The 22,960-nt window shown below is 30.8% G+C and carries 19 protein-coding genes and 2 pseudogenes; 18 read left to right on the top strand and 3 right to left on the bottom strand.

Translation table 11 applies throughout. The features are described from left to right. The first annotated feature begins 29 nt into the window (after positions 1–29). The 9 genes from JQ841_RS08885 (at position 30) to JQ841_RS08845 (ending at position 9,001) form a co-directional block, all read left to right on the top strand. Complete coding sequence (locus tag JQ841_RS08885; protein ID WP_238395610.1) at positions 30–1,610, top strand: sensor histidine kinase; 1,581 nt, start codon at positions 30–32, stop codon at positions 1,608–1,610. Next, positions 1,591–2,187, top strand: coding sequence for a helix-turn-helix transcriptional regulator (locus JQ841_RS08880; protein ID WP_203180695.1), 597 nt, complete (start codon positions 1,591–1,593; stop codon positions 2,185–2,187). Before JQ841_RS08885 ends, JQ841_RS08880 begins: the two co-directional genes overlap by 20 nt. Before the next feature lie 369 nt (positions 2,188–2,556). Further along, a complete protein-coding gene (locus tag JQ841_RS08875) occupies positions 2,557–2,835 on the top strand; it encodes a hypothetical protein (protein WP_203180694.1) in 279 nt (92 codons plus the stop codon). A gap of 57 nt (positions 2,836–2,892) precedes the next feature. After that, positions 2,893–4,059, top strand: a complete 1,167-nt coding sequence (locus tag JQ841_RS08870) for a toll/interleukin-1 receptor domain-containing protein (RefSeq protein ID WP_203180693.1) — start codon at positions 2,893–2,895, stop codon at positions 4,057–4,059. Between the two features lies 1 nt (position 4,060). After that, positions 4,061–5,470 (top strand): SIR2 family protein, encoded by a 1,410-nt coding sequence (locus JQ841_RS08865; protein ID WP_203180692.1) that lies wholly within the window; start codon positions 4,061–4,063, stop codon positions 5,468–5,470. Beyond that, positions 5,470–6,090 carry a TIR domain-containing protein gene (locus tag JQ841_RS08860; protein ID WP_203180691.1) on the top strand — a complete coding sequence of 207 codons (621 nt, stop codon included), beginning with the start codon at positions 5,470–5,472 and terminating at the stop codon, positions 6,088–6,090. The genes JQ841_RS08865 and JQ841_RS08860 overlap by 1 nt, the downstream gene beginning before the upstream one ends. 374 nt (positions 6,091–6,464) lie before the next feature. Then, positions 6,465–6,821 (top strand): SAG1252 family conjugative relaxosome accessory protein, encoded by a 357-nt coding sequence (locus JQ841_RS08855; RefSeq protein WP_203180690.1) that lies wholly within the window; start codon positions 6,465–6,467, stop codon positions 6,819–6,821. 4 nt (positions 6,822–6,825) lie between these two features. Further along, positions 6,826–7,191: a MobC family plasmid mobilization relaxosome protein gene (locus JQ841_RS08850; protein ID WP_203180689.1), complete on the top strand. Its 366-nt coding sequence runs from the start codon at positions 6,826–6,828 to the stop codon at positions 7,189–7,191. After that, a complete protein-coding gene (locus tag JQ841_RS08845; RefSeq protein WP_203180688.1) occupies positions 7,178–9,001 on the top strand; it encodes an SAG1250 family conjugative relaxase in 1,824 nt (607 codons plus the stop codon). The genes JQ841_RS08850 and JQ841_RS08845 overlap by 14 nt, the downstream gene beginning before the upstream one ends. A gap of 557 nt (positions 9,002–9,558) precedes the next feature. Here JQ841_RS08845 and JQ841_RS08835 read toward each other — a convergent pair. Next, a pseudogene (locus tag JQ841_RS08835) lies at positions 9,559–9,696 on the bottom strand (helix-turn-helix domain-containing protein); the annotation flags it as partial. Positions 9,697–10,832: 1,136 nt separating this feature from the next. Between JQ841_RS08835 and JQ841_RS08830 the strand changes: the two are divergent. The 8 genes from JQ841_RS08830 to JQ841_RS08795 all read left to right on the top strand — a co-directional run bounded on the left by JQ841_RS08830 (position 10,833) and on the right by JQ841_RS08795 (position 19,567). Further along, positions 10,833–12,041 (top strand): glycosyltransferase family 4 protein, encoded by a 1,209-nt coding sequence (locus tag JQ841_RS08830; RefSeq protein ID WP_203180687.1) that lies wholly within the window; start codon positions 10,833–10,835, stop codon positions 12,039–12,041. After that, positions 12,034–12,987, top strand: coding sequence for a glycosyltransferase family 2 protein (locus JQ841_RS08825; protein WP_203180686.1), 954 nt, complete (start codon positions 12,034–12,036; stop codon positions 12,985–12,987). Before JQ841_RS08830 ends, JQ841_RS08825 begins: the two co-directional genes overlap by 8 nt. 16 nt (positions 12,988–13,003) lie before the next feature. Then, complete coding sequence (locus tag JQ841_RS08820) at positions 13,004–14,620, top strand: ATP-binding cassette domain-containing protein (RefSeq protein WP_203180710.1); 1,617 nt, start codon at positions 13,004–13,006, stop codon at positions 14,618–14,620. 20 nt (positions 14,621–14,640) lie between these two features. After that, positions 14,641–15,483, top strand: coding sequence for a hypothetical protein (locus JQ841_RS08815; protein WP_203180685.1), 843 nt, complete (start codon positions 14,641–14,643; stop codon positions 15,481–15,483). A 25-nt stretch (positions 15,484–15,508) separates the two neighbouring features. After that, on the top strand, positions 15,509–17,056 hold the full coding sequence (locus tag JQ841_RS08810) for an asparagine synthase-related protein (RefSeq protein WP_203180684.1): 1,548 nt from the start codon (positions 15,509–15,511) through the stop codon (positions 17,054–17,056). 2 nt (positions 17,057–17,058) lie between these two features. After that, entirely contained in the window at positions 17,059–17,820 is a 762-nt protein-coding gene (locus JQ841_RS08805; protein ID WP_203180683.1) for a PIG-L family deacetylase, read from the top strand. Further along, on the top strand, positions 17,817–18,980 hold the full coding sequence (locus tag JQ841_RS08800) for a nucleotide sugar dehydrogenase (RefSeq protein WP_203180682.1): 1,164 nt from the start codon (positions 17,817–17,819) through the stop codon (positions 18,978–18,980). The genes JQ841_RS08805 and JQ841_RS08800 overlap by 4 nt, the downstream gene beginning before the upstream one ends. A 443-nt stretch (positions 18,981–19,423) precedes the next feature. Beyond that, positions 19,424–19,567, top strand: coding sequence for a hypothetical protein (locus tag JQ841_RS08795; protein WP_203180681.1), 144 nt, complete (start codon positions 19,424–19,426; stop codon positions 19,565–19,567). A gap of 15 nt (positions 19,568–19,582) precedes the next feature. On the opposite strand, the pseudogene JQ841_RS08790 reads toward JQ841_RS08795, so the two are convergent. Both JQ841_RS08790 and JQ841_RS08785 read right to left on the bottom strand, forming a co-directional pair. After that, positions 19,583–20,864, bottom strand: a pseudogene (locus tag JQ841_RS08790) (transposase). Between the two features lie 590 nt (positions 20,865–21,454). Continuing rightward, positions 21,455–22,318 (bottom strand): helix-turn-helix domain-containing protein, encoded by an 864-nt coding sequence (locus tag JQ841_RS08785; protein WP_203180680.1) that lies wholly within the window; start codon positions 22,316–22,318, stop codon positions 21,455–21,457. Between the two features lie 191 nt (positions 22,319–22,509). Between JQ841_RS08785 and JQ841_RS10130 the strand changes: the two genes are divergently transcribed. Next, on the top strand, positions 22,510–22,680 hold the full coding sequence (locus tag JQ841_RS10130) for a PhrA family quorum-sensing system peptide (RefSeq protein WP_001227862.1): 171 nt from the start codon (positions 22,510–22,512) through the stop codon (positions 22,678–22,680). Positions 22,681–22,960: the final 280 nt, after the last annotated feature.

The following is a 22,960-nucleotide window of genomic DNA, read 5'->3' as shown; positions in this document are numbered from 1 at the left end:
CTATACTTATAAAATAGAGGGAGATGATTATGATGAAAAAAATTGTAAAAATCATTTCTAATCATTCATTATGGTTGTGGCAATTAACTTTGCTGAATCACTTGATCTTGATGTTCTACATATACTATAGAGTTCCTATTTATTATGCAAGTGGTCTCACGCAAAAGTTCTCCGTAATACTTGTGATTTTGTTGATTGTGTCCAGCTATGTTTGCAACTTTACTACCTTTCGACATAGTGAATTAAAATTATGGACTATCTTTTTGCTAGCTTTGGTCAGTTGGCAAGCCATATTTCAACAAGGAACAAGTAACACTTTGTTGCATTTTTTTGACATACTGAATCCAATTAATTCATTTTTATTGGTTTATAGTTCTCTTTCGATAATTTTACTAGGTGAGAAGATTGGGGAAGAATTGATGAATGTTTCACTAGCTTTAACCATCATTACCACATTTTCTTACTTTATCCATTTTCCATTGTTTCTATTCTTATCGCTTTTCACAACCTTTTTTCTTACATTTGTTCCTTTAATTTTATTACTCTTTTATCAAAGAGAGTTGCGAAAAGTGCTAACTTATCAAAAACGAAATGTCATGATTTTGTCGGTTGTCTTACCTATTTCCTATATTGTATCGTATGTTAATACAACAGGAGCGAGTGTTCTAAATTTGTTTTGGTATGTTGAGGTATTATCTATCCTAACTTTTTTACATTTCAAGACGATATTTACGTCCTTTAAAAAGAAGATTGATGAATTAAAATTTTCTTATTTAAAGGCTTTTACACGCTTAATTTTCCTAATAGGAGTATTATTACTATTTTCGTTTATAGGTTTTCAACTTGATTTGAATATAAGTTTTTTAATTCTAAATATAGTTCTGCTTATTATGGCTATTGTTGCCGAAGAATGTATTCGATTGTTTCACGTATCTGATATGAGAAATGCGAAAGATTATCTGGAAATTCTATTTTTGAAGAGAAATAGAATGGTTAATCATCTTCTTTCTAATGAGTTTGTAGAACAGCAATTTTCAGAATTTCTTCATAATGAAATTTTACAAAGTGTAATGGCTGTTAAGAATTTCAATGCTTATAGTCAAAATGAGATGTTTGGGAATCAAATAAATCTTGTTACTGAAGAACTGGTGCAACGAATCAGAGAACGAATGGATTACTACCAGCCTATGAGTGAAGTAGACGAGCCTCTATCAAAAAAATATCAGGCTCTTATCGAAAGGATTGAGAAAAGATATAATAAAGAAAGTTCAGTAGTGGTATATTTTCCACCTAAATTTTCTTTAATGACACCCTATGATAAAATTGTCTATCGTTTTGTTGAGGAGTTAATTACTAATGCGGTTAAATATTCACAAGAAGGAGAGATTTCTTTAGAAATCGAGATAAAACAGGATGTTATTTTTATAGTTTCTGAAAATAAATCGATTTCTACCAAAGAACATTCTTTGGGATATGGCTTGAAAAATATGGCAAATAAATTAAGTATTTTAGGTGGTAAAATGGATACTTTAAATGAGAATGGTATTTTTCGTATTGTTATTGAACTACCGATTGATAAGGAGCTATGTTATGAAAATTTTGTTGATTGATGATCATAAATTGTTTAGTCAGAGTATTAAACTGATTTTGGAATTATCAGAGAATATTGAAAGGGTAGATTTGATGGATGATTTTTCTTCTGTCTTGGATTTTCCTTATGATGACTATGACATTATTCTGATTGATATAAACTTGACTAGTTTGTATCAGGAGGATGGGCTATCTTTAGCTCAAACGATTATTAAAAATGGATGTTCTGCTAAAATTGTTATCTTAACTGGATATAGTAAAAAAATGTATGAGTATCGTGCTAAGATAATGGGTTCCTGGGGATTTTTGGATAAGAGTATTGCTCCAGTGGAGTTACTTCAAAACTTGATAGAAATTTATCAGGGTAGAAAGATTTTTTCAGATGAAGTAGTGGTAGATGTTTTAACTTCACGTGAAATAGAAATATTAGAATTAGTTCGAAATGGTCTAAGTATAGATAATATTTGTGAAAAGGTTTATGTGAGTAAGCGAACGGTTTCGAATCATCTTGCAAATATCTTTTCAAAATTAGGGGTATCCAGTAGACAGGAAGCTATTCATGTCGCGGAACAGTTAGGTTACTTTTCTCCCGAATAATTGATAAGTTATTGTCCTATTGTTTAGAAATCTTTAATCAAATTTGAGTGAGGATGGTTGCGAAAGAAATTACTCTTACTCTTAAAAAAGAGCATTATGTTCTAATAGTAAACAATCTCTTTGAAAACATACGACAGTTGGAACAATAAGGCATCTTTAAGAGCATTTAAATTTATCAATGAAATTGAACCTACGTATATGATTCAATGGATGTTAAGACTTCAGCAGCAGATATTCTTCAAGACTTACTGTTTGGCGAGTGGAGTCAGGTAGAGAAAGAGATGTTGAGGGGCGGAGGAAGAAAAATTGAGAAAATTTTAATCAGTCATGTTTTATGTTAATATCAAATAGAAAGAATAGGTGAAAACTATGGAATTAAGAGCAATATTAGGCAAAGAATTTGAGGGGATTGTTATAGAGTTTCAAAACAGAGGAATAATATTTGAAGGTCAATTTAAAATATTGGCTTCAATGTTTTGTAAGAAATATTCAACGGAGTTCTGTGAATTATTGGAAAAGGAAACAGGATTGAACGTGTGGTATGGTTATCAGGTTCCTTATTTTTTCTATTACGATAGTGAAAGGTACGATAATAAAACGGCTTCTCTTGTTGCAGAAGAGTACCAAATTAAAAAAGGGAATTTGTAATAATTTCCGTAGAGGAGTTATAAAACAGTAAATATTTATTATGAGGTTGCAGATTATATGGGCAAAGTAATGAGACAATATAATGAATTTTATATAAAATTGCAAAAAGAGTTTAAACTGGCTCATAATATGACCATAGAAGCTATGCCAGCAAAATTTTCCAACAAAGATTATGTTAAAAAATTTATTTATATGTTTCCTGATAAAATTTCTAGACTGATAATAGAAAGAAACTATTGGTATGGTAAACGTATTATTAAAAAAAATTTAGTTAAAATTCAGAGTAAAAGGATGTCTTTAGAAACTAATGATTTTATTCTTGAAACATCTAAATATATAAGAAGACGAGTAAGAAAAAATATTTTGAGTATTGAAGAGAGAAAAACTCAGGCAGATGAAATTCGAAAAAAATCTTTAGCAAAATTAAAGCTGCAAACTATAAAAAGAAAAAAATCATTAGATTATATCCAAGAAATAAATCCCTCTTATCTGGAACATTATCGCAAAAGATTTTTTAAAACACATGATTTACATGAAAGATTAGAAATCATTAGAGAACTTTCGAAGTATGATTCAAAGGAAGTTCATAATTTTTTCTATGCAATAAATGGTCATGTAAGAAATCAATCGCTAAAAAAAGAAGTTCAGTCGTACTTTCAAAGTTTATCTCTACCGTTTAGATTGAGTAGAAAAAAGAAAGGAAAAACAAATTTTATTGATAATGAAATAGTAACAAATAGGAAAGGGCCAGAAGAGTTGAAGAAGAGGTTATACATTGATGATCTAGAAAAGATAAAAAAATTTGATATCTTTCTTTCACATAACTCTAAAGATGAAGAAAAAATTATAACCTTTTATAAAAAACTAAACAAAAATGGCCAAGTCGTATATATTGACTGGGTTAATGATAAATACGATCTGAAACGAGAATGGTGTAATACTTCAACAGTCGATATTATCAAAGAGCGTATAAAACAATCGGATGTATTTGTTTTGTACTTTTCAAGTAAGACACTTAATTCTCAGTGGTGTGCTTGGGAATTGGGATATGCAGATGCAATTGGAAAGAAAATATGTATCTATTTTTCAGAAAAAATAGATAGAACAATTATTCCCAAATTTTATTCTATTTATCCAGAGCTACATCTTTCTGAAAACATTACAATTGAAGTTAATAAACAATCATCTATTATATTTAATGATTGGAAAAATAGGAGTAGTTAATATGGAAAAAGAGCTATTTATTAAAAAATATACTGAAGTTATTCAAGAAGGGAATGCTGCAGTATTTGCTGGTGCGGGGACATCAGTTGATGCCGGTTTTGTTAATTGGAAAGAATTGGTAAGACCATTCTCAGAAGAAATAAATTTGGACATTGATAAAGAAACAGATTTAATTGGAGTGGCGCAATACTATATCAATTCTAAAATGGGAAATCGTGGTACTGTGAATCAAGAAATAATTAATCAGTTTTCTAGTTCAGATTCAGAAACAGATGTTATGAATATATTAACACGTCTTCCCATTTCTACATATTGGACAACAAATTATGATGAGGTCATAGAAAATGGATTGGAAAAAAATAATCGCAGGGGGGATATAAAAAGAAAAGTAGATGATTTGGCTATTAATATTTATGATAGTGATGCTATCGTATATAAAATGCACGGTGATATAAGATCTCCCCAAGATGCAGTTATTTCAAAAGATGATTATGAAAGATATAGTGAGAAAAATTCGTTATTTGTTACAGCCTTGCGTGGGGACTTAGTCTCAAAAACGTTCTTATTTGTAGGGTTCAGTTTTGAAGATCCAAACCTAGAGTCTATTTTAGGAAAGGTGAATGTTTTATTAGGAGATAACAAAAGAGAACATTATTGTATTCAGAGAACTGTATTAAGAAAAGATTATAGAACGAAAAAAGAGTATGACTATGCAAAAATAAAGCAAGGTTTAAAAATAATAGACTTAAAACGATATGGTATTGAGACTGTTTTGGTAAATGATTATACTGAGATTCCCCAATTATTACTAGAAATTGAAAAAGAATATTTTAAAAATACAATCTTCATTTCAGGTAGTATATCAGATTATAATGAGAATTGGAGTGAAGAAAAGGTAAATCAATACTGCTATGATTTATCTAGTTTTCTTATTTCAAAAGATTATAAAATAATATCAGGGTTTGGACTGGGGATAGGAAGCAGTGTTATTAACGGTGCGCTGGATCAAATTTATAAAACTAAATATAGACATGTGTCTGAACACCTTGGTTTGTTTCCTTTTCCACAAAATGCTAATGGAGAGAAATCGTTAAAAGAACGTTGGACCGAGAACCGTGAACAAATGATTAGTGAGTCAGGGGTGTGTATATTTTTATTTGGCAACAAGCTAGTTGATGGTAAGGTAGAACTTGCTTCAGGCATGATGGAGGAATTTCAAATAGCTAAAGAAAAAGGAAAGATAATCATTCCGATTGCCTCTACTGGATTTGCTGCAAAAGAAATTTTTGATGAGATGAAACAATCAGGAGAATATAGTTATTTAGATAATTACTGGGAAACTTTGGAGACTGAAAAGGATTTCACTAAAGTTTTTTCCACGATTGATAAAATTGTCAATGAGGTACGATAATGGCAACCAAAATATTTATTTCGTTCCGTTTTAGTGATGGAAAAGAGATTAAAGATGAACTAGTTGATTTATTTGATGAATCTACTGAGGTAATTAATAGATCAGAAGATGTTGATAGAAGTCAAATGAGTGATAACATTATTCAGGAATATCTATATGAGAAGTTAAAAGATACATCGGTTACAATTGTATTATTAACTCCAGAGGCTGTTTCTTATAGAAAGAATTGGATTGGAAATTATGATGATTGGCTTTATGATGAACTAAGGTATTCTTTAGAGGATAGAAAAAATAACAGAACAAATGGTGTGATAGCTGTTTATACTGATGAAGCTAAAGATAAGGTACTAGATGATAGTACTCATTATTGTCAACATTGTCAGCAGACTAAGTCGTGTAGATCTTTGAAATATTTTGATAATTTAGCTAGAAAGAACATGCTAAATATTAAGTCGGCTTATAAGAAAAATCCATGTAATGATCTTTATGATGATGAGCACGATTCTTATATTTCTTTAGTAAGTTTGAGCGATTTCAAAGAAGATTATAGTCGATATATACAGAATGCCAAAGACAAAAGAGAACGATTAGATGAGTTCAATATAGCTAAGAGGATGTAATAAACAATCCTTGTAGATAATTCTGCTATTGAGATAAATTCAACTTTTTAAGAGCCGAAAGGCTCTTTTTTCATCCTCTCACTCTCCTGTGATAACTTTTCCAAATCTTCCCTGTTATCCTAATATCACTCTAAGAAAATCAATCCTCAATTTTTAACTGGGGTTTGGGGGCGGAGCCACCAAGTTATCTTATCGTTAGCTGTCAAAACTGGAAGGTTTTGGTCGGTTGGCGATAAGATTTTTGGGATATTGTGGACACAATATCTGAGCTCGCAAAGCCTTACAAGAATGAAAATCAGTTGGTGTAAAAGTGTACGGACATTGTACGGTAGCAGACATTGTCAGTACAGATATTTTGGAAAGGAAGTAGCAGTATGAAACGAGACGTGCGTGATATTCGGAAACAATTTCGCCTAACAGATGAAGAGGAAAAGCAAATTTTAGCTTTGATGAGAGAGCAGGGAGAGACTAATTTTTCAGATTTTCTCCGTAAAAGTTTACTCTCCTCTGATTTACAAAAACAGATAGAGATATGGTTCACCCTTTGGCAATCTCAAAAGCTAGAACAAATCTGTCGTGATGTTTATGAGATTTTAATCTTATCAAGGGCAGAACATCAAGTCACCCAAGAACATGTATCCATTCTCTTAACCTGCGTTCAGGAATTGATTCAAGAAATAGGGAACTCCATTCCTCTTAGTCAAGACTTCCGTAAAAAATACATGAGGTAGGCACATGGAAAATCGTTACCGAAACAATCTAAAGAAAGTTTTCCTGTCTGATAGCGAATTGGGTCAGTTGAAACATTGTATTGACCAAAGCGGTTGTCAATCTTTTTCAGAATATGCTCGACGAACCCTACTCGATCCTGGTATGAATTTCATCACCATTGATACAACTGGTTATCAAGATTTGGTGTTTGAGTTGAAGAGGATTGGCAACAATATTAATCAGATTGCCCGAAGTGTAAACCAATCTCAGTTAATCTCAAATGATGAATTGCAGAACTTGAAAAAAGGAATCTCCGAATTGATAAGAGAGGTAGAGAAAGAGTTTAGTATTCAAGCTAAAAAGTTGAGGGAGTTTCATGGTCATCACTAAACATTTTGCCGTTCACGGAAAGAGTTATCGCAAAAAAATCATCAAGTATATTCTTAATCCTGAGAAGACCAAGAATCTTGCATTGGTATCGGACTATGGTATGAGGAATTTTCTGGATTTTCCTAGCTATGAGGAGATGGTGCAGATGTATCATGAAAATTTTATCAACAATGATACGCTTTACGATTTTCGACACGATAGGCTGGAGGAGAAACAACGACAAATCCATGCTCACCATATTATTCAGTCCTTTTCGCCAGAGGACAATCTCACTCCTGAACAAATCAATCAGATTGGTTATGAGACCATGAAAGAATTGACTGGTGGAAAGTTTCGCTTTATCGTTACGACCCACGTTGATAAAGGCCATCTGCATAATCACATCATTATAAACTCGGTTGACAGCAATTCTGACAAAAAACTTAAGTGGGATTATAAAGTCGAACGAAATCTTCGCATGATTTCAGATAGATTTTCTAAAATTGCAGGTGCAAAAATTATCGAGAATCGCTATTCTCACCAGCAGTATAAAATTTATCGTAAGACTAATCACAAATATGAACTTAAGCAACGACTCTATTTTTTGATGAAAAATTCTACCGATTTAGAGGATTTCAAAAAGAACGCTCCATTACTACATGTGAAGATAGATTTCAGTCACAAGCATACCACTTTTTTTATGACGGACTCAACTATGAGACAAGTTGTGCGTGGTAATAAACTCAATCGCAAGCAAGCTTACACAGAAGAATTTTTCAAGAATTACTTTGCCAAAAGGAAAATGGAAGAGCTTATGGAATTTCTTTTACCCAAGGTTGATAACTTAGAAAATCTGGTAAAAAAAGCAAAACTATTTGGATTAAATATCAATCCTAAGCAAAAGCATGTTTCTTTTCAATTTGCAGGAGTAAAAGTGAAAGAGACAGAACTAGATCAGAAAAAATTATATGATGTAGAGTTTTTCAAAGATTATTTTGAGAAGAGAAAAGATTTGAAAGCTCCAAAAGTTAAGGATTTAGTTCAAGTTTATCAAGAAGAGAGATTCTCCAAAGAAAAAGAACTCCCAAGCGAGGAGAAGTTTTGGGAATCTTATCAAGAGTTTAGGAGAAACAGAGATGCTGTTCATGAATTTGAGGTAGAATTGTCACTCAATCAAATCGAAAAAGTAGTGGATGATGGTATTTACATCAAGGTCAAGTTTGGTATTCGTCACGAAGGGCTTATCTTTTTGCCTAACATGGAGCTCGATATGGAGGAGGACAAGGTGAAAGTTTTCATCAGGGAAACAAGTTCCTACTACATTTATCACAAAGATGCTGCCGATAAAAATCGTTATATGAAAGGCCGAACCTTGATTAGACAGTTTAGCTCTGAAAATCAAACGATTCCATTCCGCAGAAAAACAACAGTCGATATGATTAAAGAGAAGATTGAGGAAGTGTATACTTTACTTGAGCTGGATATGGATAAGCACTCTTATATTACAATTAAAGATGATTTAATTCATGAATTAGCAGCTTCAGAATTGAGAATCAATGCTTTGCAAGAACGAGTGACAACCTTAAATCAAGTAGCAGAATATTTACTGGCTTCAGTTGAAAATAAGCAAAAAATGAAATTGAATCTTTCAAAATTGAATATAACTGATAAAATTGGCATTGATGTTGTTGAGAAGGAATTGAATGAGTTAGGTATCCAGATAGAATTAGAGAGCAATAGATATGAAAACATCGTATTTAAAGTGAATAAGTTTATCAATCGTTTGAGTAAGAAAATTTCAAAAGAAGAAGGGATATGTTTTCAAAAATAGGAACCCAGACAACCATTATATAAAATGTGTATCTTTTATAAAACATATTTGAAATTATGATAATTTTTATTGCATCAGTCGTAGATTTAGTTATCACATACGATACAAAAAAATCATCATTTTGAGCAAATATCTCCTTATATTTATTTACTTATTTCCTTACTAGTTTTTTTATTGATTTGTTTGATAAATTCAACTGCTCAATGGTTTTATCTTATCGTTTACTCTTATTTATCATTTTTCTTTTCAAATCTCTTTGCCAAGATGAACCTGACTTCAGCTATCAAACTGGAGCAGGTGGAGAAAGAAATCGAAGAAAATCAAAGATTTATGACTAAATGGATAGATGATTACGAATATAAGGTTAGGAGATTAGAGAATTTTATCAATATACTTGATAACACAAGAAATCAAAATGTTACCAAATTAGAACGGGAAACAAAATCAGTATAGTTATTTGAGATACCATGGAAAAATTATAAGGCTGATAGTATTAATTTCACTATCAGCCTTACAGGTTATTTAACGTTTCAGAAAAACTATAATGTCAAGATTAACTAAACAGTATCTAATTCTTTCAAATAATTTTCTATCTTCATCAACATTAAAGGATTGTTATAAATCTTACATAACTCTTTTGCTTCTATATAATAATTTTTGACTTGTTCTTTGTCTAGAAATTTGGCTCCAGCTTCTGAACTGCACCCCAAAAGTTAGTCAGAAAAAATCTACTTTTTGGGGTCAGTACAGTAGACAATAGACAAGACTGCTTTTTAAAAATTGTTGAGTATTAAAGTACAATATATGCCCATAAACCAGTGGAGGAGATAATCTTGAAAAGAGTTTATTTTTAGACACAGCTTCAAAAAGAATAATCCTAGAAAGCTTTAACTATCATAAAGTCATATATTACTATGTCGTATCTATCTTAAACTATGTAAACGGAATCTACAAAAGGATTAAATCTTTGATGAAGAGGAATTAGGGTTAAAGACCATTATTTGTCAGAAACACAAGCATCTTTATTACAAAGACGAAGCCTGAAGAAGGCATAATCTGATATTCTCAAACCTTGTGAAAAAAGCAGACCATGGATATCGTAGAATTTCCTGTTAGTGACAAGAAACTGTATATAGCTCCGTTCTTGACAATTTTTAAAGGAAGAAGAGAATAAGTTTTTTAGCACAATTAGCTAGCAAGTGGACTTTAGATATCCATTACACACTGGCAGCGGTTAAATTTTGGTTAGTGTGACTGAATTATTCTAATTCTTTACTCATTTGGTTTTGGTATCAGTAGTCCAACTTGTTTATTTATGCTTGATACTTTTTCATAGTTAGCAGGTCAAAAAAGAATAACGAAAATATATTTAAAAGGGAGATAGTTCGTTTAAATTACAATATGTAAATAATATCAATATCTGAAAATTTTTTCTTATTTTCATTGATTATATAGGTTTATCAGTAGAGTTTACTATCATAACTTACAAGCTACTTACCAAAATTTATTACGTTTGATTATGAGAAAGAGTTCTCGAATTGGAAGCTTTTATCAAGCGATTATGGTATTGATGTCATCTTGTCTGCTTTGAGAAACGCGGTCTAAATGAACATTCTGATTCTTCCGTTGTTTGATTTTGTCAACTTTTCAGGACTTATTGAGATGTCTTAATATTCGTGAGAGAGTAAGGTCTGGGATTTTTTTGTAATTAAGAGCTAATATGGTCATGCTTTCTATTAAAAGTATAATAAAATATTTAATTTATATATAAAAATGTATGTAAATTTGATGTATAGTTATTTATATATGATAGGGAAAGGAGTCTAGTTCGATGAAGTGTTATGAATGTGGTAAATTAAAAATTCATATTCCAGAAGAGTATGGAAATATTGATAATATGGCATTTTCAGCTCATATTATCGTAAGATATAATAATGGACACTGCGGAGGTATTGACCCCCATATAATTGGTCTTTGTAAAAATCAAATAAGTATGAAAACGATTTATCCAATTTTGATAATAGTATCTCGTGATAAAAAGGTTATTGATGATTATAAAGATTTAAATATTGCTTATGTTGATTGTACTAAGTGTTCTAATAACTTTGAGACTGCATTTCAAGTTAGAAAAATATTAACTTTTTTAAATATAGAGCTTCTCCACTGTCATGGATATTCAACTAATTATTTTTTGTATATGTTAAAGAAGTTGGATTACAAAGGTTTTGGGCGTATCAAGACCGTAATAACATGTCATGGATGGGTTGAGTGCAATTTGCACAAACGAATCTTAACTTTTTTTGATTTCTTAACATATTCGATGGGGGATAGTTTTATTTGTGTATCTACAGCTATGAAGAAAAGGTTAGAACAAAAGATTAAAAGGAAGAAAATATTTGTAGTAAATAATGGCATTGATACGTCAGAGCATACTTTTACTGATATTGAAGTAGATGAATTTCATCAAAATTTCCTCATCCCAAGTGATATGAAGATAGTGTGTTATGTTGGAAGGCTTGATTTGGAAAAGAGGCCGGATAGGTTTGTTGATTTTGCTGAGAAATTAGCAAAAAAGAGAGAAGATGTATTTTTTGTAATAGCTGGAAATGGTAGTTTATGGGATGTTCTTGCTGAGAAAATTTCCAATTCAAAGTATAAAGAAAGGATACGCATGATTGGAGAAATTTACCCAGCATCAATTGTTTACAGAATATCTGATTTATTATATCTTCCTTCAGATACTGAAGGAATACCGATGTGTGTATTAGAGTCTATGTCAATAGGGACTCCTGTTTTAGCAAGTAATGTAGGTGGATTAAGTGAGATAATAGAAAATGGAAGAGATGGATTTTTATTTGAAAGAACCGAAGTGGATAGTATTTGCGAATGTAGTCATTTTTTGTTAAATAATGAGCAGTTGCTTTCTGAAATAGCAGAGTATGGAAAATTAAAGATAAAGGAACATTTTTCTTGGGAAAAAATGTTTAAGGAGACTATGGAGGTATATAATGAGCTTCTAAAGAGGGGTGGGAATGAATAGAAAAACTCTTGGGGAACTGGTAAGCATTGTTATTCCAACTCATAATAGATATGAATCTTTAATTCGAGCAGTAGATAGTTGTATCATCCAAACATATCAGAACATAGAAATTTTAATTATTGATGATAACTATAGCAATATAAAGTTGAGAGAGAAGATTATTTCTAAATTTAAGAACTATGACAGCAGAATTAAACTAATATTAAACAATAGTGACTTAGGTGCTTCGAAAGCTCGAAATATTGGAATAACAGAGTCGAATGGAAAATATATATCATTTTTAGATGATGATGATGAATATATGGCTGATAGAATTTTGAAGATGATGGATTGTTTTCAAAGAACTAAGATAGATAATGTTGCTATGATTTATAGTTATGGGACAATAGTTTACCCAACCGGTAAAAAAGAGCAAGAGATGACAGATTGTGTTGGAAATCCATTATTTATTCAGATGATTCATAACATAGCTGGAACTTCATTTTGGTTGTGTAAAAAGGAGGTTTTAGAGAAAATAAATGGATTTGAAGATATTTATTCACATCAGGATGGGATTGTATTGTTAAAATTACTGGCGCAGGGTTATCAAATTGACCTAGTTAGGGATTTTCTTGTTAATTACTATGCTCACGATAAGGGGAGTGGTATAACAGGGGTAAATAATAAATCAATTATTGCGGATGCTAAATATTATGATAAGTGTAAAGGATATTTTCACTTATTGTCATCTAGCGAAACGAAGATAGTGACAGAAATGTATTATTGTACACGTATTAAAAGGTTACTTCTAATTAAAGATTCAACTCAAGCTTTAAAAGAAATAAGAGAAGCTTGGGATACAAGAATTTTCAGTTTATATTTGTTCATAAAGTATATTCTTCTATACTGTTGTAGGTCTTTTTATTGTTTATATGATGACTACATCCAATTAAAGTTAAGAAAATGAGAAGGTAATGGTAATTATGATTTCGATTATAAGATCACGCTTGAGACAATTTAGTCAACTGACGATATTTATTGTTCTTGGACAATTATTATTAATTTATGCTTCTACTATAAATGCGTTGGTGTTAAATGAGTTAATTGCAATGAATTGGAGTATGTTTTTAAAACTTTCTATCTATCAATTGATAGTATGGTGCGGAATAATATTTTTTGATTGGCTAGTCAAAAATTATCAAGTTGAAGTTATTCAAGAATTTGATATTGAAATTAGAGATAGGATTGCTAAAGACATTTCTAATTCGACTTACCAAGAATTTCATAGCAAATCGTCGGGGACATATCTTTCTTGGTTAAATAATGATATACAATCAATAAATAAACAAGCTTTTGAGCAATTATTTTTGGTAATAAAGGGCATTTCAGGAACGATTTTTGCAGTTATTACTCTTAGCCATTATCATTGGTCTTTGACGGTAATTACATTTTTTGCATTATTAATCATGTTAAGTATCCCTAAGTTTTTTGGAAAAAGAATGCAGGAAGTAAGTTTAACTTTAACGAAGCAAAATGAGGAATTTTTAAAGTCTAATGAAACTATTTTAAATGGATTTGATGTATTCGCTTCTTTGAATCTTTTGCGTATATTGCCAGACAAGGTAAAAGAAGCAAGTATTTTGTTAAAGCAGGTTACAAAAAGAAAAACTGCGATAGAGACTTTTGTAGGTGCAATTAGTTTTTTCCTTAATATATTTTTTCAAATTTCTTTAGTTGTTTTTACAGGTTATCTAGCCATAATTGGAATTGTAAAAATTGGTACTATTGAAGCTATTGGCGCACTTACAGGAGTTATCTTTACTTCACTTGGTGAATTAGGAGGTCAGCTAGCATCTATAAACGGTACGAAGCCAATTTTTGCTAAATTGGACTCTATAAATGTAGCAGAAATATCTGATAGGAGTAGTGAAAAAGATATTATTAAAAATAGTACGATTCCATTATATGAAGCTAAGAATGTTGGCTACTCCTATGGTGAAAGACCAGTATTAAAGAATTTAACGTTTTGCTTTGAGCGAAATAAAAAGTATTTAATAATGGGAGAAAGTGGTAGTGGGAAATCAACACTACTCAAGTTACTGAATGGCTTTTTGAGAGATTATACAGGAGAGTTATTTTTTGGGGGGCGAGAAATTCGGGAACTAGCTTATTCTGAAATTGTTAGTGAGGTTTTATTACTTGATCAAAAAGCATACTTATTTGACGGAACTATAAGAGATAATATTGTGCTTGATGAAGAATTTACTGACGAGGAAATTTTACAAGTGTTAGAGCAAGTAGGACTGATTATAAATGATTGTTCAGATTTATTTTTGGACTACTATGTTGGTGATGATGGGAGATTACTTTCAGGAGGGCAAAAACAACGTATAGCTTTAGCAAGAGGATTGATTAGAGATAAAAAAATTGTGTTAATTGATGAAGGGACTTCTGCTGTAGATAAAAAAACTTCATTGGAAATTGAAAGAAAGATATTAGAACAAAATGATTTGACAGTAATTATGATAACACACACGCCGCATCCAGAACTAGCACATTATTTTGATGAGATTTACCAGTTTCCCCAGGAATTGATGTAACTGGAGGTTGAAGATAAAATATGCGATTTTTTTATCAAAATAAAAAAATACTTACTACAAATGATACGATTTATTTACAGGATGTTATCTTGGATGTTGGCGCATTTTCAGTTGAAAAAATATTTAGAATATGTGAGAAATTTGTACATGAAAATCACATAAAAATTTTTTATATCGTAGGCAAGCCTTCAATATATTCATTGTATGATTATATTTTATTATTAGTTTTAGCTAAAAATAAAATTACCATATATGATTTTATATCTAATCAGCCATTTGATATAACTTTACTTTATCATTTTTCTTTAGAAATCGAGAATGGTTTCATTGATTTTTGTTTCAAGAATATTGAAATTGTTTTTGAAACTCAAAGTATTTCACTATGTTATAAAGAAGAATTTCTTTTGACAGATGTATCAGACAAAGAGAGATTTGAATATTTTTACAAACATTTTAAATCATTACTTATAAAAAATCGAAGGAAATATAATATAATTGACGACAAAGATGTAGTCTCAGAAATTTTACAAAATTGGAAAGATTATTGTTTTAATAGGTTTTCTGTTTGTTTTTCTAATACTCAAATGAGATTCTTTCATATGTTGTATCAACAAAAAGGCTTTAAAACACGTTCTTTAATACTAGATAAAAGAATAGTTGCACAGGGGATTGTTTACTATAGCGATATAACTAATACGGTGTATTTTTGCATTTTTTGGTGGGATAATCAATTTAAAAAAGACTCAATAGGAAGATACATATATTTGGAAGAAATTTCTAGATGCCATTTTTCTAAGATGAAATATTCATTTTGTTATGGTCTGCAAGATTATAAGTGTAATATCGTAAAGTTTTTTAACTAAGATAAGATTTTATTTTTGAGGAGTTATGGATTATAAATTTATTAATATAACAGGTGTTTTTGATATAAAATCTCAGGAACTATTTAGAGAAAGTATTTCTGAGATTTTTGAATCTGAAGAAATAATATTAGAACTTATCGGAGAAGTTTATTATGAAGGCGTAAAATTAGATGTCGGTGAAATAGCGAATTTATATAATAAACTCGGAATTGATTTATTAAATGTTGTTACAGGAATATTTTTAATTGTAATTTTTGATGTCGATCAAAAAGAGTTGAAAATTTTACATGATATTACTACATCATATTTTAATTTGTACTATACTTTTAAAGGTAATAAATTTTTTTATAGTACATCTTTAAAAAAATTACTAGCTTTATCTAAAATTACGACCACTCTAAACAATAAAAAAATATCTGAATTTGTACAAAATGGTTTCATATTAGATTCTAATACATTGATAAAAGAAGTAGATAAATTATCGTATTTTTCCTACATTTCTATAAAAGATAGATTATGTATAGGTGTTCCTGATTATAAGAAATCCAATATATATACCCAAGAAGAAGTAATAGAAAACTGGGAGACATTACTAAGTAGTACAGTAAAACGAATCTACAAAGAAACAGGTGAGGCTAATATTACGTTATCATCGGGATTTGATTCAAATTATATTTTACATACGTTAAATAAGTCTTCTAATAGTCAAATTAGTGCATTTTGTGTTGGAGGTGAGAAAGGGATAAACGAAATTCCTGCTGTACTAAAAATTGCAAAATTCTACGAAATAAATCTATATATTGATACTGTATTAAGTGATAATCTTGAATATTTTCCTGATATAGTTTGGAGATTAGAAGGTAGTGTTTTTGAATGTGGCGTAATTTTGCAATATTATTTAGGTAAGATGTTATCTCAAAATAAGATAACTAATATTATTTGTGGTGAATCTGCTGATGAGGTAATGAATTCACGTTATCATACAATCAATCATAATCAGTATTGTATTGATAAACAGAACATAAAATATTTTAGCTATGAAGAGTACCCTTTTTATGTTACCAACTCGGTCGTTTTAAAAAAGAACAGCCTACTACTACACAGTTTTGGTGTTCATCCAAGGTATCCTTTTAAAACGGCTGAGGTAGTTGAAATGTGTGAGAAAATATCAGAGTTAAACACAAATAAGATGTTCCATAAAGAGAACTGTAAAACACAATTTGATAGTTATATTATTGATAAAGTAAAAAGCATTCCTGGAACAACTCATCTATTTACTTGTCTAAATATGGAGTCCCTATCGGAAATTATAAATTATATTTGTGAATATAATAATCATTTTAGTATTTTTAGCTTTCTTGAAGAAGATAATCAATTTTTTATTAATGTTAGAAGTGGTTTAATAAATCAGATTGATGAGACAATGGAAGATAATATAGATAGATTACTTAGATTTCTTTATATTATTATATTTAATGAAATTTTCGTAAGGACGAGAAATATAGAATTTTCTAAAGGGTCATCATTTAATAAATCACTAAGTGAATTTATAAATGAATTATGGAGACGATAGTAATGAGTTATACAAAAAGATATATTTTTCTATCACCTCATTTAGATGATGCAATTTTTTCATGTGGGGACTATATTTCCAAGTTGATATCATGTGATAAAGAAGTTACTATTTTAACAATATTTGCTGGGTATCCCCAGAAACAAAAATTACAGTTTTCAGCACTACAGTTTCATAAACAGTGTAATTTGGGAGAATATCCTATAAAAGGGAGAATTAAAGAGGATATATTAGCTTGTAAACGACTACACTGTAGTTTTAAGCATCTACCATATTTTGAGTGTCTTTATAGACAAGATAGAGAGGGAAATTTTTTATATCCGACTATATATAGTTCAATCCAGACTGAGGAAATATTAAAAAAAGATATTTTAGAGGAGATTTTGCTTTTAGTTGATGCTAATAGTGTAGTGTTTTGTCCTCTTTCAATTGGCAATCATGTCGATCATATTCTTGTAAATGAGATTGGAAAGCAGTTGGAGTTGATGAATTATACAGTGATATATTATGAAGATTTTCCGTATATAAGTGAAGTTAGTTTAGAGCAGTATCATCAAAAGACTAAGAATTTGAAAATCCATCAAGAGAGATTACAAGAATTAAATTATATTGATAGAATATCTGCAATTCTATGTTATAAATCACAAATTTCCATAATCTGGAAATCAATTGATAATTTATTAATGGATATCAAAAAGTTATATTTGAGAGATGCTTCTGGGTACTCTATTAGATTTTGGGTAAATAAGGAAATACGTTTATGAATATTGCAGTTATTGGTTTAGGCTATGTTGGGTTAGCAAATGCGCTACTATTTGCTTCTAAATATAAAGTTGTAGCATATGATATAGATACTAAGAAAATCTCAAATTTAGAAAGAGGAATAGTTTCATTTAATGATGATGTAATTGCAACATTTATTGCGCAAAATAAACTTGACATTTCGTTTACATCCTTATTTGGTGATATTGAAAATAATATTGATTATTATATTATTGCCTTGCCGACAAATTATGATACTAAAAATAATGGATTTAATATTAGCCAAATTGAACAAATCATATCAAAGATATTGATGGTAAATGAAGATAGTAAGATAATTTTGAAATCAACAATTCCTATTGGTTTTTCTAACAAATTAAAAAAACAATTTTATACAGAGAATATTTTTTTTGTTCCAGAATTTTTACGAGAGGGATACTCATTGTATGATAGTCTTTATCCAAATCGTATAGTAATAGGTGACAAGTCATCTAAAGGGGAAGATATCGCAAATTTATTTCTTTCAGTTATTGCTAAAAAAGATGTTGAGGTCATGTTAGTTAATTCCGATGAGGCTGAAGCTATTAAGCTTTTTTCGAATGCTTACTTGGCTTTAAGAGTTGCCTTTTTCAACGAATTAGATTCTTTTACGGAGTTTAAAAATCTATGTTCTAGAGATATCATTAAGGGAGTGTGTCTAGATTCAAGAATTGGGGATTATTACAATACCCCTTCTTTTGGTTTCGGTGGGTACTGTCTGCCTAAAGATACTAAGCAGTTAGAGAATGAATTTAAAGGATGTAGCGCCCCATTAATAAAGGCAATTACTATTTCAAATACACATAGAAAAAAGTACGTAGTATCACAAATATTAGCAAGAACCCCCAGTATAGTTGGGATATATAAATTAGGTATGAAACGCAATTCAGATAATTATAGAGAGGCAGCTATTTTAAAGATAATTAGAGATTTATTGGCAGAGGGGATCAGAATCTTAATATACGATCCTGTTTTACGAATTGATTTAGAGGGCGTAGAATTTGAAACTAATTTTAATTTATTCATTGAACGTAGTGACTTAATTGTAGCTAATAGATGGGATGAGAAACTCATACCATATAAGAATAAGATTTATACAAGAGATTTGTTGAGAATGGATTAATTAGCAAATGTATATAGCAACAGGGAATATATTGGTTTATAGGCTAAGCAAAATTCAATAGAACTAATCGTGATTTTTATTGAAATCATGACTTTCTTTGTACGACGGGTAGGACAGGTCGTACATCTGAAGTGCAAGTCCTCTAGGCACCCGCTACCAGTGATCCCAATAGTCACTTTCAAGCCTGACTATCGTGAAGTAGCGGGGAGAGGAAGGGATAGCGAAATCGCGGCTCTACGAACAGAAACGTGATATAAGGCGTTAACAGCGGATGAGGTGGCCAAGAACACTAAAGTCCCAAAAGGTAGTCGTAACCTGTTGGCGTAAATCATGAGAGTAAACGAGGCAAGATGTACGACTTATCCTGTGAGGCCTCATGAGCGTCAATTAGACGTAGTAACAACGAATCATGAGAAGTCAGCCAATAAAATAATTAAGGATTTGTGAAACGCGTTAGCGTGAACAGAGACCATAGTAGTGATGAAGCTTACAAGATAGTAGATGGGGATTTTGAAATTGATGAAGAAGGAGCAGAAGTTATTCGTATCATTTATGATAGTCTCAAACCGGCTCTTTGTCAACTGTAGTGGGTTGAAGAAAAGCTAAGATCTAGAAAGGACGGATTTCGTCCTTTCTTTTTTGATGTTGATAGCGATAAAAATCCTTTTTTTGAAGTTTTCAAAGTTCCGAAAACCAAATGCATTTCGTTTGATAAGTTTGATGAGATTATTAGTAGCTTCCAATTTGGCGTTGGAGTAGAGTAGTTGAAGGGCGTTGACAATCTTTTCTTTGTCCTTGAGGAAGGTTTTAAAGACAGTCTGAAAAAGAGGATGAACCTGTTTTAGATTGTCCTCGATAAGTCCGAAAAATTTGTCTGGCTCTTTATTCTGGAAATGAAAAAGTAAGAGCTGATAGAGATTGTAGTGGAATTTCAAGTCTTCTGAATAGCTCAAAAGCTTGTCTAGAATTTCTTTATTCGTCAAGTGCATACGAAAAGTAGGGCGATAAAATCGTTTATCACTCAATTTACGACTATCTTGTTGAATGAGTTTCCAGTAGCGTTTAATAACCTTATATTCATGGGATTTTCGCTCAAACTGATTCATGATTTGAATACGGACACGACTCATAGCACGGCTGAGATGTTGGATAATATGGAAACGATCCAGCATGATTTTAGCGTTTGGGAGTGAAACAGTCTGGGGGACTGTTTCAGCCTGAGCCTAGAAATTCGAAAGCGAAGTTGTCTAGCTAAGGCATAGTAAGTGCTAAACATATCCATCGTAATAATTTTCACCTGACAGCGAACGGATCTATCGTATCGTAGAAAGTGATTTCGAATGATAGCTTGTGTTCTTCCCTCAAGAACAATGATGATATTGAGCTTTTCAAAATCTTTCGCAATGAAACTCATATTTCCCTTAGTGAAGGCATACTCATCCCAAGACATAATCTCAGGAAGACGAGAAAAATCATGCTTAAAGTGGGAATCATTGAGCTTTCGAATGACAGTTGAAGATGAAATAGACAGCTGATGAGCAATATCGGTCATAGAAGTTTTTTCAATCAACCTCTGAGCAATTTTTGGGTTGATGATACGAGGGAAGTCTCAGCGACAGCCATTTTTTAGCAATGATAGCACTTAAAACGGATTTTTTTAAGGAGAATTCTAATAGGCATACCAATCGTTTTGAGGTAAGGGACCTTAAACGGTTTTTGAAAGTCATATTTCTTCATTAGACTTCCACAATCAGGACAAGATGGGGCGACATAGTCCATTTTAGCGATGATTTCTTTGTGGGTATCCATATTAACGATATCTATAATTTGGATATTAGGGTCTTTGATATCGAGCAGTTTTGTGATAAAATGTAATGGTTCCATATGAATCTTTCTAATGAGTTGTTTGATCGCTTTTCATTATAGATCATATGGAACTTTTTTCTACACAAAAATAGGCTCCATAATATCCATAGGGGATTTACCCACTACAAATAGTATAGAGCCTTTAATCCTTTCAAGCTGTTTGAGTCAACTCAAGCAGCTTTTTCGAGTACTTATATCCATGAATTCTTTTAGGCTTTCGTTAAATATTTTTGTACTATCCGCTATAAAATCTTATTTCAATTCTTTGAGTGAATTTACTTTTGAAACGACGTCACGTAAAGGAGTGATGAAGTTCTCATCGAATGTCTGACCATAGGATGAATAGGCACGGGTAAATTAAATTTTTATCACCTAGTTGTTTTTAGGAGATATAGTCTTGGTAGATTTATTAAAAAGTTGTACAACACTGGGTAATTCAATATACTTGATAACACAAGAAATCAAAATGTTACCAAATTAGAACGGGAAACAAAATCAGTATAGTTATTTGAGATACCATGGAAAAATTATAAGGCTGATAGTATTAATTTCACTATCAGCCTTACAGGTTATTTAACGTTTCAGAAAAACTATAATGTCAAGATTAACTAAACAGTATCTAATTCTTTCAAATAATTTTCTATCTTCATCAACATTAAAGGATTGTTATAAATCTTACATAACTCTTTTGCTTCTATATAATAATTTTTGACTTGTTCTTTGTCTAGAAATTTGGCTCCAGCATTTCCTACAAGAATAAGTAGAGGAGCTAGTTGGTAGCTTGTCTGTCTTTGTTTACAGAGTTCAATCGTCTCAAGAGCTTCTTGGATGGCTTCGTTATATTTTTCCTTTGACACTAGGTAGTGAGCGTAGTTGTAACGAACTCTGATGTAGCCAAATAAAAACTCTTGATGCTCAAAATTTTTTGTCTGATATAACTCCATTAAATGAGAGTAGTTTGCCTCATATTCTTGTTCACGACCCACTAAGGAATAGAAATTAGATAGAGTATTCAATACCTTTAAATAAATCAGAGTATTTGAGGAGACTTTTAATAATATATTTTCCAATGAAGAAATAGCCTCATACTTACTGTCATATTGATAGAAGTCAATAATAGCTTTAATCCATTCAAGGTAAGTTCGGTCTTCTAGTGTTAGAAAAGTATTTCGTTCAATCTCTATTCTATAAATATATTCCAAATTGTCATAATTTCTGTCATCTAATAGTCGAGCAGACAATTGCTTGAAATTAGAGAGGTTAGATTTAATTTCAATTTGTTCATTAAAAAAATAATCTAATGGTACTTCAAGTCGTTGTGAGAGTTTGAACAAAAGGTCTGCGGAGGGAATGAAATGCCCTCTCTCAATTTTACTAATCTGGCTTTGTTCACAAATTCCTTCTGCAAGAGTTTGTTGGGAGAGTCTCAACTCTTTTCTTTTCAATCTGAATTTTTCTGCGAGTGTATTCATTAAAGATAATAAACCTTCCTATTTGCTTAATTTTATTATAAAATTTTTAGTTCAAAATAGCAAGTTAAAGAAATAAATAATTCTCTATAGTAATAATAAAAAAAAAAAGTTCAAAATATAATAAAAACACTTGACTAAATAAAATATATCTGTTAGAATAAAAACAAGGAAAAAGAAAGGGGTTTCATTGCATGAGAAAAAAACGTGGAATTAAAAAATTAGTTACATTTGCATTGCTAGGTGTTTTTATGTTTAGTAATACAATTCCTTACCAACAGTTTATTCAGAAGAATAAACAATTGGAGATTCGAGTGCAATCGCAAAAGAAGTCCAATGGTCTTGATGTTGGGAAGGCTGATTGATTTCGTATTACTTTAAAATTCAACTATTTAGAGAAAGGTATTCTTATGAGAGCTTGTAACAATACCAGATAGATATAAGAATGGAGATGTTTAATAAAATGCTTTCATAGCTAACCAACTGTTGAAAATTATGAGTTACAAAATCTAAAGTATTTAAGATTAGTTTATAAAATTAGGTCTCTGCCTGTAGAAAGGAACGTGCAGTTAGAAAGGAGGAAAAAATAGGATACTATAATTCAGACTGAGATTTCTAATTAAAATATGTAGTTGCATTTCGCTC

Origin of the sequence: Streptococcus mitis (assembly GCF_905187535.1) — a bacterium.
Classification (GTDB): Bacteria; Bacillota; Bacilli; order Lactobacillales; family Streptococcaceae; genus Streptococcus; species Streptococcus mitis_BS.
Note: the sequence above shows the minus strand (reverse complement) of the source record. Positions and strands in the feature narration are given on the sequence as shown.